The organism is Mesorhizobium sp. M1B.F.Ca.ET.045.04.1.1 (genome assembly GCF_003952465.1).
GTDB lineage: Bacteria > Pseudomonadota > Alphaproteobacteria > Rhizobiales > Rhizobiaceae > Mesorhizobium > Mesorhizobium shonense.
The window spans coordinates 6,701,854-6,715,234 of record NZ_CP034448.1 but is presented as its reverse complement, the minus strand read 5'-3'; the positions used below and the strand labels follow the sequence as shown (position 1 = coordinate 6,715,234).

General features: G+C 64.5%; 13 protein-coding genes. 12 read left to right on the top strand and 1 reads right to left on the bottom strand.

Features of this window, described 5'->3' with window-relative positions:
* Positions 1–166 precede the first annotated feature (166 nt).
* The 11 genes from tssH (at position 167) to EJ071_RS33350 (ending at position 11,436) form a co-directional block, all read left to right on the top strand.
* Positions 167–3,004 carry a type VI secretion system ATPase TssH gene (gene tssH, locus EJ071_RS33400; protein WP_126101671.1) on the top strand — a complete coding sequence of 946 codons (2,838 nt, stop codon included), beginning with the start codon at positions 167–169 and terminating at the stop codon, positions 3,002–3,004.
* Positions 3,005–3,095: 91 nt separating this feature from the next.
* The gene (locus EJ071_RS33395; protein WP_126101670.1) at positions 3,096–3,584 is read left to right on the top strand and encodes a carboxymuconolactone decarboxylase family protein; all 489 of its coding nucleotides are present in this window, start codon (positions 3,096–3,098) and stop codon (positions 3,582–3,584) included.
* A 59-nt stretch (positions 3,585–3,643) separates the two neighbouring features.
* Positions 3,644–4,441 carry a sigma-70 family RNA polymerase sigma factor gene (locus EJ071_RS33390; protein WP_245460375.1) on the top strand — a complete coding sequence of 266 codons (798 nt, stop codon included), beginning with the start codon at positions 3,644–3,646 and terminating at the stop codon, positions 4,439–4,441.
* A 94-nt stretch (positions 4,442–4,535) separates the two neighbouring features.
* On the top strand, positions 4,536–4,808 hold the full coding sequence (locus EJ071_RS33385; RefSeq protein WP_126101668.1) for a hypothetical protein: 273 nt from the start codon (positions 4,536–4,538) through the stop codon (positions 4,806–4,808).
* A gap of 298 nt (positions 4,809–5,106) precedes the next feature.
* Entirely contained in the window at positions 5,107–6,309 is a 1,203-nt protein-coding gene (locus EJ071_RS33380) for an ABC transporter substrate-binding protein (protein WP_126101667.1), read from the top strand.
* A 184-nt stretch (positions 6,310–6,493) separates the two neighbouring features.
* Positions 6,494–7,360 carry a branched-chain amino acid ABC transporter permease gene (locus tag EJ071_RS33375; RefSeq protein ID WP_126101666.1) on the top strand — a complete coding sequence of 289 codons (867 nt, stop codon included), beginning with the start codon at positions 6,494–6,496 and terminating at the stop codon, positions 7,358–7,360.
* A gap of 7 nt (positions 7,361–7,367) precedes the next feature.
* Positions 7,368–8,348, top strand: coding sequence for a branched-chain amino acid ABC transporter permease (locus tag EJ071_RS33370; protein WP_126101665.1), 981 nt, complete (start codon positions 7,368–7,370; stop codon positions 8,346–8,348).
* Between the two features lie 3 nt (positions 8,349–8,351).
* Positions 8,352–9,131 carry an ABC transporter ATP-binding protein gene (locus EJ071_RS33365; RefSeq protein ID WP_126101664.1) on the top strand — a complete coding sequence of 260 codons (780 nt, stop codon included), beginning with the start codon at positions 8,352–8,354 and terminating at the stop codon, positions 9,129–9,131.
* On the top strand, positions 9,128–9,850 hold the full coding sequence (locus EJ071_RS33360) for an ABC transporter ATP-binding protein (protein ID WP_126101663.1): 723 nt from the start codon (positions 9,128–9,130) through the stop codon (positions 9,848–9,850). The genes EJ071_RS33365 and EJ071_RS33360 overlap by 4 nt, the downstream gene beginning before the upstream one ends.
* A 12-nt stretch (positions 9,851–9,862) precedes the next feature.
* Positions 9,863–10,609, top strand: coding sequence for an aspartate/glutamate racemase family protein (locus tag EJ071_RS33355; RefSeq protein WP_126101662.1), 747 nt, complete (start codon positions 9,863–9,865; stop codon positions 10,607–10,609).
* A 119-nt stretch (positions 10,610–10,728) separates the two neighbouring features.
* On the top strand, positions 10,729–11,436 hold the full coding sequence (locus EJ071_RS33350) for a GntR family transcriptional regulator (protein WP_126101661.1): 708 nt from the start codon (positions 10,729–10,731) through the stop codon (positions 11,434–11,436).
* Positions 11,437–11,519: 83 nt separating this feature from the next.
* Here the strand turns inward: EJ071_RS33350 and EJ071_RS33345 are convergent, their stop codons facing one another.
* Positions 11,520–12,467, bottom strand: coding sequence for a LysR family transcriptional regulator (locus EJ071_RS33345; RefSeq protein ID WP_126101660.1), 948 nt, complete (start codon positions 12,465–12,467; stop codon positions 11,520–11,522).
* Between the two features lie 83 nt (positions 12,468–12,550).
* Between EJ071_RS33345 and EJ071_RS33340 the strand changes: the two genes are divergently transcribed.
* Positions 12,551–13,381, top strand: coding sequence for a class I SAM-dependent methyltransferase (locus EJ071_RS33340; RefSeq protein WP_126101659.1), 831 nt, complete (start codon positions 12,551–12,553; stop codon positions 13,379–13,381).

Here is a 13,381-nt window from a genome sequence, read left to right as displayed (position 1 = left end):
GACAGTAATCCGGTGTTTGTTGGATGAGTTTGCAAGGCTTGTGTAACCGGGCGGTGCCGCCCGGATGGATCCAAGCGCCTTATTCGTCACACGGCCCATCACACGGCTTTGTCAAGTAGCCGCTTATATGGCAGGGTATTGTCGGCAGATTGCGGGAGCAGGTTCGATGGAACAGCGCCGGTCATCGCAGAGCTTCAAGCGTAAGGAACTGGTCGCCAAGCTCAACGCCACGGGGGTGCGTGCCTTCAAGGCCGCGGCCGACACGGCCAAGCTGCGCGGCAATCCCTATGTCGAGCTCGTCCATTTCATCCAGCAGCTGGTGCTGTCCGAGCGCTCGGATGTGCAGATGATCATCGCCGATGCCGGGCTGGATGTCAGCCGGCTGACAGCCGACATGACGCGGGCCATCGACAAGCTCCCCTATGGCGCCACCTCGGTGGAGGAATTCTCCGACCACATCTTCCACGCCATCCAGGAAGGCTGGAATCTGGCGACGCTGGAGTTCGGCGTGGAAGAGGTGCGCAGCGCCCACATCCTGCTTGCCTGCCTGAAGACGCCGGTACTCGAAGGCCTGGTGTCGAAGATCAGCGCCGAGTTCGACAAGATCGATGCCGACGGCGTCATTTCCCGCTTTGCCGATGTCACCGAAGGCTCGCTCGAAGCCGGCTCACCTCCCGCAGCTGCCGCCACGGAGACGCCGATGAAGCGCGGCCCGGGCGGGGATTCGGCGCTGGCGAAATACGCCACCGACCTCACCCAGCGCGCCCGCGACGGCAAAATCGATCCGGTCGTCGGCCGCGATCCCGAGATCCGGCAGATCGTCGACATCCTGATGCGACGCCGGCAAAACAACCCGATCCTGACCGGCGAGGCGGGCGTCGGCAAGACGGCGGTGGTCGAGGGTTTTGCGCTGCGCATCGCCCAGGGCGACGTGCCGCCGACGCTTCAGAACGTCAGCGTGCGCATGCTCGACGTCGGGCTGATGCAGGCGGGCGCCAGTGTCAAGGGTGAGTTCGAGAAGCGGCTGAAGGCGGTCATCGACGAGGTCCAGGCCTCCGAGGTGCCGATCATCCTGTTCATCGACGAGGCGCATACGCTGATCGGTGCCGGGGGTGCCGCGGGTACCGGCGACGCCGCCAATCTCTTGAAGCCGGCATTGGCGCGCGGCGAGCTGCGCACCATCGCCGCGACGACCTGGGCCGAATACAAGCAGCATATCGAGAAGGACCCGGCGCTGACCCGCCGTTTCCAGGTGGTCAAGATCGACGAGCCGTCGGAAGCGGTGGCCGTGCTGATGCTGCGCGGCGTCGCCGGCGTGCTGGAGCAGCACCACAAGGTGCAGATCCTGGATGAGGCGATCGAGGCGGCGGTCGCGCTTTCGCATCGCTACATCCCGGCGCGGCAATTGCCGGACAAGGCGGTCAGCCTGCTCGACACCGCCTGCGCACGGGTGGCGATTTCGCAACATGCGACGCCTGCCGAAGTCGAGGACATTCTGCGCCGCCGCCAGGCGCTGGAAGTGGAGAGCGGCATCATCGGCCGCGAAGCGGCGATCGGCATCGACGTTGCCGACCGGCAAGCCAGGGTCGACGCCGGGCTGGCGGAAACCGAGACGACCTTGGCCGCTGCCCAAGCGCGCTGGGACCGGGAAAAGGCGCTGGTGGCCGAGATCCTCGACCTGCGCGCCAAATTGCGCGGCGAAGGCGTCCCGCTCGATGCGGCGGCGGCCGAGGAGGTGGGTGAGGAAACCGCTGCGGCCGAACCGGCCGGGTCCGAAGCGTCAAAGGCGCCTGAGAGCAAGGCGGCTGACGCCGAGTCCGTGAAATCCAAAGGCTCGAAAGCCAAGGCAGCCAAAAGCGAAGCGGCCACAACCGAGGCGCCTGTCGCAGAGGCAATTGCCGAGGGATCGGCGAATTTCGCCGCCGACCTCGCGCGGCTGCGCGAACTGATGGCGGAACTCGCCGCGGCGCAGGGCGAGACGCCGCTGATCCTGCCTTCCGTCGACCGCAATGCGGTCGCCGCCGTGGTGCAGGACTGGACCGGCATCCCGACCGGACGGATGCTGTCCAGCCAGACGGAGAAAGCGCTCAGGCTTGCCGCCACCTTGTCCGAGCGCGTGGTCGGCCAGGACCACGCGATGGAAATGATCGCCAGGCGCGTGCAGACCAGCCGTGCCGGCCTCGGTGCCCCGGAAAAGCCTGTCGGCGTGTTCCTGCTCTGCGGCCCGTCCGGCGTCGGCAAGACCGAGACCGCGCTGGCGCTCGCCGAGACGCTCTATGGCGGCGAGCAGAACCTGATCTCGATCAACATGTCCGAGTTCCAGGAAGCGCATACCGTCTCGACGCTTAAAGGCGCGCCGCCCGGCTATGTCGGCTACGGCAAGGGCGGCATCCTGACCGAGGCGGTGCGCCGCAAACCCTATTCGGTGATCCTGCTCGACGAGGTCGAGAAGGCGCATCCGGACGTGCACGAGATCTTCTTCCAGGTCTTCGACAAGGGCATGATGGACGACAGCGAGGGCCGGCGCATCGATTTCAAGAACACGCTGATCCTGCTCACTTCGAATGTCGGCTCGGACGTCATCATGGACCGCACGAAGAACGGCACCGCGCGGGCCGGGATCGACGATCTCGACACCGCCTTGCGCGCGCCGCTGCTGAAGGTGTTCCCGGCCGCCTTCCTCGGCCGCGTCGTCACCATACCTTACTATCCGCTCTCGGATGCGATGATCGAGGCGATTACTCGCCACCAGTTCGGCAAGATCGCGCGGCGACTGAAGGCGACCAACGATGCCGAGCTGGTCATCGGCGACGGCGTCATGGACCTTGTCAAGGCGCGCTGCACCGAGATCGAATCCGGCGGGCGCATGATCGACGCGATCCTCACCAACACGCTGCTGCCGGAGCTGAGCCGCGGCGTGCTCAACCGGTCGCTCGAGGGCACGAAGATGACCAAGGTCACCGTCGGCGCTTCGGCGGAAGGGTTCACTTATTCGTTCGAGTAACGGGGCTCAGGCGCGCAGAAAATTCGGCGCCATGTCACATTGGCGGGTGCCTCGCTCGTCTTGAGGTCGGAACCAACGAAAGGAACCGACCATGACTGCCAGACTTGACCCCCTTGCCGCCGCCCCGTCGCTGATGAAGGAGTGGCACCGCGCCTCTCTAGCCATCGCGTCGAGCCTCGATCCGGCACTAGCCGAGCTCATCGAGATCCGCTCCTCCCAGATCAACGGGTGCGCCAACTGCATCAACATGCACACGACCTATGCCCGCGAACGCGGAGAGACCGAGCAGCGCGTCTACCTGTTGGCGGCCTGGCGCGAGGCGCCGTGCTATACCGACCGCGAGCGCGCCGCGCTTGGCTGGACCGAGGCGTTGACGCGGATCAGCGAAGGCCATACGCATGAAGCCGCTTATGAGGCGCTGAAGGACCATTTCACCGAGGAGGAACGCGTGAAGCTCACCTTGATGATCAACATCATCAACGGCTGGAACCGCATCGCGGTCGGCTTCGGCGGCTTTGTCGATCCGGCGGCGGTGAAGGCCGGCAACGCGAAGGCCGTCAGCAAGGCGGCCGCCGCTTGACGGCGGAGCCGACATCTGAGGGCGCGGCGGCGGCTTTCGAGCCGCTGCGCCCGAAGCTCATGCGGGTCGCCTACCGCATGCTGGGCTCCGTCGCCGACGCGGAGGACATGGTGCAGGAGGCCTTCCTCCGATGGATGAGGGCCGACCGCGCCGCGGTGCGCGAGCCCGAGGCTTTCCTGCGCCGCACGGTCACCCGCCTCTGTCTCGATCAACTCAAATCCGCCCGCCGCCAGCGCGAGACCTATGTCGGCTCCTGGCTTCCCGATCCCGTCGTCGAAGAAGACCAACCGGATGACGTCACCTTGCCGCTGATGCTGGCGCTGGAGCGCCTGTCACCGCTCGAGCGGGCGGCCTTCCTGCTGCACGACGTGTTCGGGCTTCAATTCGAGGAGGTCGCGGCGGAGATCGAGCGCGAGCCCGCCGCCTGTCGCCAGCTCGCCGCCCGCGCCCGCAGCCATATCCGCGAGGCGCGGCCGCGCTTCAAGGTCGAGAAAGAGCGCGGCCTGAAGCTTGCCGAGGCCTTCTTCAACGCCTCGCGCAGCGGCGACATGAAGGCACTGGGCGCGATGCTGAGCGCCGATGTCAGCGCTTACGCCGACGGCGGCGGCAAGCGTCCGGCGGCTATTGCGCCGGTCTTCGGCTTCGATGCCGTGATCAAACAGTACGAGACCGTTGTCGCCTGGCTTCAGGACAATCCCTCGCAGCTTGTCCGCTTTGGCTTCATCAACGGCTTGCCCGGTTTCGTCACGCTTGAGGCCGACGGCGAACTGCAGACGACCGCTCTCGACATCGAGGACGGGAAGATCGCGGCCATCTATGTGATGCGCAATCCCGACAAGCTGAGGCATCTGCATTAGCAGAGCCACTTGCAAGCCAGCCGACGGAACCTTTGTTGCGCTGGCGATTTTGGCTATATGCTTGGGTACCAGATGGCCAGAAGGGTTGCTGACGATGACGAAATACCTTGCAGTCTCCGCCCTCGTTCTGGCCACGGCCGCTGCCATGTCCGCCCCGGCGTTCGCTGGCCACCGGCATCATGATCGCCCGGTCGAGCGTGAGCGCTATGTTCCGGCCGAAGGCGACCTCATCGACATCCTGTTCGGCGGTCCTCGTTACTATGACGCCATGCTGGTCACCACCGCGGCGGGCGCCTGCTCCTACCATCGGACAGGGCCGGACGCGAACGCGTTGAACAAGATCAACGACCATCACTGCGGAAAATAGGAGCCGCTTGCGGCAGCTCTTACATTTCGCGCGGCCGGCTCGACAAGTCGCGACCACCGCTATTTTGTGATCCTGGAGATCCTGATCGGGTTTGCCGAGGCGCTGCGCTCGTCGGACCGCCAACTTCTGCTGCCGCCGTTTCCGATCGGGCGGTGGGTCGTCCCACACATTCGGCTCAAACATTGTATACAAAACATAAGAAAGATGTTGACAATATGCCGCAGTAGGTTTCCCTTAGGCTATCCGCGCAGCCTACGAGCAAAACACAAAGCGCGATAACCAAAGGGGAACTGCAAAAATGATCAATCGACGCTCGACTCTGAAATCGATGGTGCTTGGCGCCGTCTCGGCCCTGGCCATCGCCGCCGTTGGCATGCCGTCCGCACAGGCCGAGAACAAGGAGCTGAAGATCGGCTTCGTTGGCGTCACCAGCGGCCCCGCCGCCGCCTGGGGCACCTCGAATGTGCGCTCGATGCAGACGCGCGCCGCCTGGCTCAACGAAAAAGGCGGCGTCAAGATCGGTGACGATACCTACAACATCAACATCGTCACCTTCGATGACCAGAAGGACCCCAAGCGCGCCATCGCCGGCATGGAGAAGATGGCGCAGGAAGGCATCCACTACGTGGTCGGACCGAATGTCGACGACGGCGCCGCCGCGGTGCGCCCCGTCGCCGAGGCCAACGGCATCATCTATTTCCCTTATGCCTTCCCCAAGGCGCTCTACCAGAAGCCGGCCTCGAATGCCGTGCTCGGCATGATCGCCAACTATCAGTCGGGTCCGGCGATCTACAAATATCTCAAGGAAAACAAGGGCGTTAAGACGATCGCCTTTGTCGCGGCCAACGAATCCGACCCACTCAGCCAGCGTGACAGCGGCGTCGAGGCGGCCAAGGCGCTCGGCCTCGAGATCGTCGCCCAGAACGACACCTACCAGAACGACACCCGCGACTTCACGCCGGTCCTGACGCCGATCGTCGGGCTGAAGCCCGACCTGCTGGTGCTGTCGGGCGTGGCGCCCGCCAATGCGCCGCTGCTCATCCGCGCCGCCCGCGAGCTCGGCTATGAAGGCCTGATCTCGACCGAGACGGCGCAGGATGCCAAGGTTCTGGAGGAAGGCGCCGGCGAATATGCCAACGGTTTCATCTCCGTCGGCGGCGCCTCCACGCCGGAGATCGCTTCTGACGAGATGAAGGAGTTCGTCGCCCGCTACACCAAGATGTTCGGCGAGTATAATGACGAGTCCAACACCAAGGTCTATGCGCTGGAATATATCCTCGAAACGCTGAAGGCTAACCCCAAGGCCATCAGCGATGTCGCGGAATTCAAGAAGACGATGGACACCTTCTCGGCGCCCAATCCCTATCTGAAGGGCGACGCCAAGCTGAGCTATGTCGGCACGACGTCGTTCGGGCAGAAGCGTCAGCTCGCCGTGCCGATGGTGGTCAACGAGTACAAGGACGGCGCTTTCCAGACCCTGTTCGTCGGCTCCGTCGACTAAAGCATGTCTCCCGAAAGTGGGAACCGGTTTCGGGACAAAGACATGTGTAAAATCAAAAACCTAAAGCGCACGGAGCGAATCTGAAGGATCGCGACGCGCTTTAGGGTTAGGTTCCTAGGTTGCTTCCTCCCGCACGCCGGGGTCCGGACGGTGTTCCGGGCCCCGCGGAAGATCGAAGGTGTCCATGGAACAGGTCATCGCCAACGGATTGTATCTCGGTGCCCAATACGCGCTGATCGCGCTCGGGCTCACCCTGATCTTCGCCCTGATGAACGTGCTCAATTTCGCCCACGGACAGATGTACGTGCTGGGCGGATTCATCACCTACACCGTCTACGGCCAGCTCGGCCTGCCTTTCGTCGTGGCGCTGCTGGCGTCCGGCGCGACGCTTGCCGTCATCGGCGCGCTGATGGAGAAGTTTCTCTTTCGAACCGTCATCAGGCGAAGCCACCGCGAGGAGAGCACTATGCTGCTCGCCGCCGCGACGGCGTTCTTCTTCGACGCCGTCATCCTGCTTCTCTTCGGCGAGAAGCAGCGCGGCGTGCCCAAGATCGTCAAGGGCGTCTTCAACGAGGCCGGCATTATCATGCCTTACGACCGCCTGGTCGTCGGCGCACTCGCCATCATTTTCATCGCGGCTTTCGTCCTTTACATGCAATACAGCCGGGTCGGTCGCGCCATGCGGGCGCTCGCCCAGGACCGCGTTGCGGCCCAATTGATGGGGGTGCGGGTCGATCGCTATTCGATGATCGGCTTTGCCATGGGCGCCATGCTGGCGGGCGTCGTCGGCGGTCTGCTGGTCACCATCACCGGCGTCAATTCCGGCATCGGCGGGCCGATCTCGATCAAGGCTTTCCTGATGGTGATGATCGGCGGCGCCGGTGTCGTCGGCGGCGCGATCGCCGGCGGCTTCATCCTCGGCATGATGGAATCGGTCGGCCTGACCGCGCTGCGCGAATATGGCGACGTCACCTACCTCGTCATCTTCGCCGCCCTAATGGTGTTCCTGTCGATCCGCCCCAACGGGCTGATGGGCAAGCCGTGGGGTTGACCGCGCCATGACCCGCAATCGCAACATGAAAATCGCTTCGGTCGTCGCCTTCCTGGCGGTCGTCTTCATCGCCGTGCCGGCCGCGATCTCGTTGAGCGGCCGCCTCGACCTCTACTATACGCTGACCTCGGTGGCGCTGCTCAGCATCGCCAGCGCCGGCGTCTGGCTCACCTTCTATATCGGCCGCATCAACATCGGCCAGGGCGCCTACGCGCTGATGGGCGGCTACGTCTCGGCCATACTGGTGATGAACCACGGCTGGTCCTTCTGGCTGACGCTGCCGGTGGCAGGTCTCTTCTGCGCCGCCGCAAGCGTGCTGATCGGCCTGCCGATCCTGCGGCTGCGCGGCGTCTATTTTGCCATGGTGACGCTGACGCTGACCGAGGTCGCGCGGCTATTGGCGCTGGCGCTGCCGATCACCAACGGCGCCAAGGGCATCGTCAGCATCCCGCTGCCCGGCGCGTTGTCGGTGTTCGGCCTGACGATCATTCCTGATTTTTCCACGCTGCAGAATTCGCGGCTCGCTTTCTACCTGCTGGCAGTCACGATGATGGTGGTCTGCTTCGCGGTCATGTACAGGTTGGTCCATTCGCGCATCGGCAAGCTTTGCCAGTCGCTGCAGCAGAACGAGGAATTGGCCTCCTCGATCGGCGTCAACATCGCCTATCTGCGCGTCATCGCTTACGCCGTCTCGTCGTTCTTCGGCGGCGTCGCCGGCGCGATCTTCGCGGCGATCTCGCAGTCGATCTATCCGTCGAGCTTCACGGTCACCGATTCCGTCAACTTCATGCTGAACTGCTTCCTTGGCGGCCTCGGCTATGTGTTCGGGCCGATGCTGGGCACCCTGGTGCTCTATTTCGGCTGGGACCTCTTGTTCCAGACCGGCCAATTCCAACTCCTGATCTATTCCGGCCTGATGATCGTCCTGATGCTGGTGCTGCCCAACGGCCTGCTCAGCCTCACGGTCCCGACCAGGAAGAAGGCTTGAGCCATGGCCGAAATGCTCGAAGTTTCCGGCATCACCAAGCGCTTCGGCGGTCTGGTCGCGGTCAACAACGTCTCCTTCTCGGTGCGCGAGAAGGAGATCCTGTCGGTGATTGGCCCGAACGGCGCCGGCAAGTCGACGCTGTTCAAGCTGATCTCGTCGTTCCTCAGGCCGACATCGGGCGAAGTGCGCCTCAAAGGCGAGCGCATTTCCGGCATGGCGCCGCACATCGCTGCCCGCAAGGGGGTGGTCCGCACTTTTCAGGAAACGACGATCTTCAAGAACATGAGCGTGCGCGACAACGTCATCATCGCGCACCATCTGCGCTCGAAGGCGAACCTCGCCGGCTTCTTCCTCGGCACCGGCGCGGCGAGAGCCGACGAAGCGGCATTCGGGCAGTCCGCCGACGAGATCCTGGCGCTGCTCGGCCTGGCTTCGCTCGCCAATGAGATCGCCCGCAACCTCCCGCACGGCCATTTGCGGGCGCTGGGCATCGCCATCGGCCTTGCCACCGATCCCTCGATCCTGCTGCTCGACGAGCCCTTCGCCGGCATGAACCATGAGGAGACGATGCGCATGGTGGCGATGGTGCGGCGCCTGCGCGATCTCGGCCTCACCATTCTGCTCGTCGAGCACGACATGCCGGCCGTGATGAAGATCTCGGACCGCATCGTGGTCCTCAATTTCGGGCAGAAGATCGCCGAGGGAACGCCGTCGGAAATCCAGGCCAACGACAAGGTGATCGAAGCCTATCTCGGCAGCGAAGACGAGGCGATCGGCCTATGAACCAGATCCTGAACTTCGCCGGCGTCGAGCTCTACTACGACCACGTCTATGCGCTGAAAGGCGTCTCCCTCGAGGTCAACGAGGGCGAGACCGTGGCGCTGATCGGCGCCAATGGCGCCGGCAAGTCGTCGATCCTGCGCGCCATCACCGGCCTCAACCGGATCAGGTCCGGCGAAATCCACTATAACGGCAAGCGTATCGACGGCGCCGCTCCCGACGCGATCGTCAAGATGGGCATCGCCATGGTGCCGGAAGGACGCCGCGTCTTCCCTTATATGACGGTCAGGGACAACCTCCTGATGGGCGCCTTCACCCGTTCCAGCAAGGCCGAGATCGCGGCGACGATGGAGATGGTGCTGGGACGCTTCCCGCGCCTCAAGGAGCGCTTCTCGCAGGCCGCCGGCACGATGAGCGGCGGCGAGCAGCAGATGCTGGTCATCGGCCGAGCGCTGATGGCAAAGCCGAAACTGCTCTTGCTCGATGAGCCGTCGCTGGGCGTCGCGCCCAAGCTCGTCCAGGACATCGCCCGCTCGATTGTCGCCATCAATCGCGACGAGAAGGTCAGCGTTCTCCTGGTCGAGCAGAATTCCCGCATGGCGCTGCGCATCTCGCAGCGCGCCTATGCGCTGACCACCGGCAGCGTCGCGCTGAGCGGCAACTCCGCCGAATTGCTGACCGACGACCGGGTCAAGCGTCTTTATCTCGGCGGCGAGATCTGAGGCTGATTTTTAATGCGCATACTCGTCATCAATCCCAACACGACCGCATCGATGACCGACAAGATCGGCAAGGCGGCGGCGAGCGTCGCGTCAACGGGGACCGAAATCATCGCCGTCAATCCGACCGACGGTCCGCCGAGCATCGAGGGCTACTTCGACGAGGTCTTCGCCATACCAGGCATCATCGCCGAGATGGGAAAGGCGCCGGCGGCCGACGCCTATGTGATCGCCTGCTTCGACGACACCGGGCTCGATGCCGCGCGTTGCGCGACGGAAGCGCCGGTCATCGGCATCGGCGAGGCGGCATTCCATCTCGCCAGCCTCGTTGCCGGCAGGTTCAGCGTCGTCACCACGCTTGCCCGCTCGGTTCCCGCGATCGAACACAATCTGGCGAAATACGGGCTTGCCTCGCGCTGCGCCAAGGTGCGCTCTTCGGAGGTCGCCGTGCTCGACCTCGAACAGCCGGGCTCGAACGCGAGGCACAAGATTTCGGACGAGATCGCACGCGCCATTCGCGAGGATCACGCGGAGGCGATCGTGCTGGGCTGCGCCGGCATGGCCGACCTCGCGCACAGCCTGTCGCAGCAGCATGGCGTTCCGGTCCTCGACGGCGTCGTCTGCGCGGTTACCCTGGCCGAGAGCCTGTTCAAGGTGGGCTTGAGGACATCGAAGGTAGGCGGCTATGCCGCCCCGCGCGGCAAGCGTTTCGCAGGCATATTTGCGTCTGCATCGCCGATGGGCGCTGGTTCGCTGAGCTAGCGCTGGCCCTAGGAGATCGGATGCCTCGGGATTGACCGGCGCGCGAGCGCCATTAGATTGGACTGGCCGCTGGCGATTTGGGGGCAGATCAGGCCGGATAGGGCCTGCGCATTGAAAGCATGTTGACGGTACTCAGGGAAGAAGATCGCGACGACAAGCCGGCAGCGCGCTGGTCGCCGATCTACTATGGGCTGAGAGACGCCATCGTCAGCCATCGCCTTGCCCCGGGCACCAAGCTGCCGGAGGACGAGCTGGCCTCGATCTATTCGGTGAGCCGCACCGTCGTCCGCGCCGCCCTGCAGGCCCTTGCGCATGACCGGCTGGCGCGGCTGGAGCCCAATCGCGGCGCCTTCGTCGCGCAGCCGTCGAAGATCGAGGCGCGGGAGGTGTTCGAGGCACGCGCGCTGATCGAGCCCAAGGTCGCGGCCCTTGCCGCCAGGACGGCGGTGCCGTCCGACATCGCGCAACTGCGGGCTCACCTCGAGAAGGAGCACGAGGCGCTGCATGACGGCCGCGACAGCGACGCCATCATGCTGTCGGCGCGCTTCCATGTCGGCATCGCCGAGATCGCCGCGCATTCGGTGTTCACCAACTTCGTGCGCGACCTGGTCTCGCATTCGTCGCTGATCATCGCGCTCTACTGGAAGCGCCGCGACGCAACCTGCGAGAAGCACGCCCACCACGCGCTGGTCGATGCGATCGAAGCCGGCGACAGCGCCGATGCCGCCGCCTTGATGAACAGCCACCTGGTCGACTTGCTGTCCGGGCTCGACCTCACCGACAAGGTGGAGAAGTCGGACAGCCTGGCTGATTTGCTGCGGGCATAGCGAGCGATGGTGTTGGTATCCGGCCGTGGACCGATATGATATCCGGGACCATAAGTGTCTTCGATCAAGCCCTGTCCGATACCTCAGGCCTGCCGTCCGTGTGATTGTTTGCGGGAAGCATCGCCGCCTTGCGAGCGGATATGATCGATGAACGCGCGCAGCTTGGGCAGGACCTGATGCCGTTCCGGGTAGTAGAGAAAGACACCCGGCGATGTGACTGCGAATGTCGAAAGCAGCATCTCCAGGCGCCCTTCCTCGATCGCCGAGCTGGCAATTGGACTGGGCACCTGGGCAAGTCCGGCGCCCTGGATCGCGGCCCCAAGAAGCGTGGGGTAGTCGTGCGCGATGAGCGGTCCGGCGACGATTGCCTCGATCGCCTTGTTGCCTTTGGCAAAGCGCCACGGCGCGACCGAACCGTTCGATCGGCGCAGGCGCAGGCAGGCGTGGTGGCGCAAATCCTCGATGCGCTCCGGTGCCGTTCGGTGGCGTAAGTAATCGGGACTGCCGACCACCACCATCGGGAAGGACGGCGTCAGTCGAACCGCGACCATGTCGGCCGCGATGAGATCGCCCATTCGGATGCCGGCGTCGAACCCCTCGGCGGCGAGGTCGACGAACTCGCCGCTTGCGACGATCTCAAGCTCGATCTCGGGATAGACCTGGCAGAAGGACGCGATCATCGGTTCCAGCAGGGTTGGCACCACCGCGGGCGGTACCGAAAGGCGCAAGAGTCCGGCCGGCCGTTGGCCGATGTCGCGCGCGGTCTCGCTCGCGGCTATCAATTCCTCGAACGCCGGCCGTGCGCGCGAGAAAAAACGCTCGCCGGCTTCGGTCAGGCCGACGCTGCGTGTCGTGCGTGTGAAGAGCGCGGCGCCGATACGCGCTTCCAATGTCCGCACCGCCTGGCTGATCGCCGATGGCGTGACACCAAGCTCCGCCGCCGCCTTGCGGAAATTGCGGTGCTTGGCGACGCTCAGGAACGCTTCGACGCCGTCGAGCGCGCCATGCCGGACTGTGAAGTTCTGCTTCATGACCCATCGACATTATCGCGGATAGTTGCCGGGACAAAGCGGTCGTATCCCTGTTGTGATTGGAAGCCTGAAGGGAAGTGGCAATGACAGACGATTTGAATGGCGTTCGCGATCACTACCGCGCAGCCGGCCTGGCCGAGCGGCTGAAGGCGGCGCTGGCCGTCTTGGGGCCGGAGGAGCGGCGGCTGAAGCCCGAGCAACTGGCGAGCCTCGACCAGTTCCACACGCGCGGGCTCGCCGCGACTGCGGAGCTTGCCAAATTGGCCGGCATCACGGCCGACATGTCGGTCCTCGACGTCGGATCGGGAGTGGGCGGGCCGGCCCGTTTTCTCGCCGCGACCTATGGCTGCGAGGTGACGGGCGTCGACCTAAGCGAACCCTTCGTCGAAGCCGCTGTCTATCTCACTGAGCGGACGGGGCAGGGCGCAAAAGTGTCGTTCAAGGCGGGCAGCGCGCTGGCGCTGCCTTTCGGCGACGGCGGCTTCGATGTCGTGCTGCTGCAGCATGTGGCGATGAACATCGCGGACCGGCCGCTTCTCTATCGCGAGATCAGGCGCATGCTGAAACCGGGCGGGAAATTCGCCACCTTCGACGTCGTGCTCAACGGCGGCGACCCGCACTATCCGGTTCCCTGGGCGAAGACCCCGGCGGAAAGCTTTCTGCTGTCTGCCGCCGTGACCTGCGAGGCGATCGAGGCCGCCGGGTTCCGCATGCTTGTCCAGCAGGACGACACCGCGGACGCCAAGACCTGGTTCGCGGCGCTGCGCGCGTCCGGGCCGCCGCCTTCGCTGAACCTCGGCGTCGTCATGGGCCCGGGTTTCGCGGATTTTGCCGCCAATCTCGGACGCAACCTGATGGAAGGCCGGCTCGGCGTCCTGACGGCGGTGTTCGAAGCCGTTCCAGTCAAGAGCTAA

What these genes read in the sequence shown, in the direction of transcription:
- tssH (WP_126101671.1), top strand. Translation starts at nt 167, where the DNA reads ATGGAACAGCGCCGGTCATCGCAGAGCTTCAAGCGTAAGGAACTGGTC.
- EJ071_RS33395 (WP_126101670.1), top strand. Translation starts at nt 3,096, where the DNA reads ATGACTGCCAGACTTGACCCCCTTGCCGCCGCCCCGTCGCTGATGAAG.
- EJ071_RS33390 (WP_245460375.1), top strand. Translation starts at nt 3,644, where the DNA reads ATGCGGGTCGCCTACCGCATGCTGGGCTCCGTCGCCGACGCGGAGGAC.
- EJ071_RS33385 (WP_126101668.1), top strand. Translation starts at nt 4,536, where the DNA reads ATGACGAAATACCTTGCAGTCTCCGCCCTCGTTCTGGCCACGGCCGCT.
- EJ071_RS33380 (WP_126101667.1), top strand. Translation starts at nt 5,107, where the DNA reads ATGATCAATCGACGCTCGACTCTGAAATCGATGGTGCTTGGCGCCGTC.
- EJ071_RS33375 (WP_126101666.1), top strand. Translation starts at nt 6,494, where the DNA reads ATGGAACAGGTCATCGCCAACGGATTGTATCTCGGTGCCCAATACGCG.
- EJ071_RS33370 (WP_126101665.1), top strand. Translation starts at nt 7,368, where the DNA reads ATGACCCGCAATCGCAACATGAAAATCGCTTCGGTCGTCGCCTTCCTG.
- EJ071_RS33365 (WP_126101664.1), top strand. Translation starts at nt 8,352, where the DNA reads ATGGCCGAAATGCTCGAAGTTTCCGGCATCACCAAGCGCTTCGGCGGT.
- EJ071_RS33360 (WP_126101663.1), top strand. Translation starts at nt 9,128, where the DNA reads ATGAACCAGATCCTGAACTTCGCCGGCGTCGAGCTCTACTACGACCAC.
- EJ071_RS33355 (WP_126101662.1), top strand. Translation starts at nt 9,863, where the DNA reads ATGCGCATACTCGTCATCAATCCCAACACGACCGCATCGATGACCGAC.
- EJ071_RS33350 (WP_126101661.1), top strand. Translation starts at nt 10,729, where the DNA reads ATGTTGACGGTACTCAGGGAAGAAGATCGCGACGACAAGCCGGCAGCG.
- EJ071_RS33345 (WP_126101660.1), bottom strand. Translation starts at nt 12,467, where the DNA reads ATGAAGCAGAACTTCACAGTCCGGCATGGCGCGCTCGACGGCGTCGAA.
- EJ071_RS33340 (WP_126101659.1), top strand. Translation starts at nt 12,551, where the DNA reads ATGACAGACGATTTGAATGGCGTTCGCGATCACTACCGCGCAGCCGGC.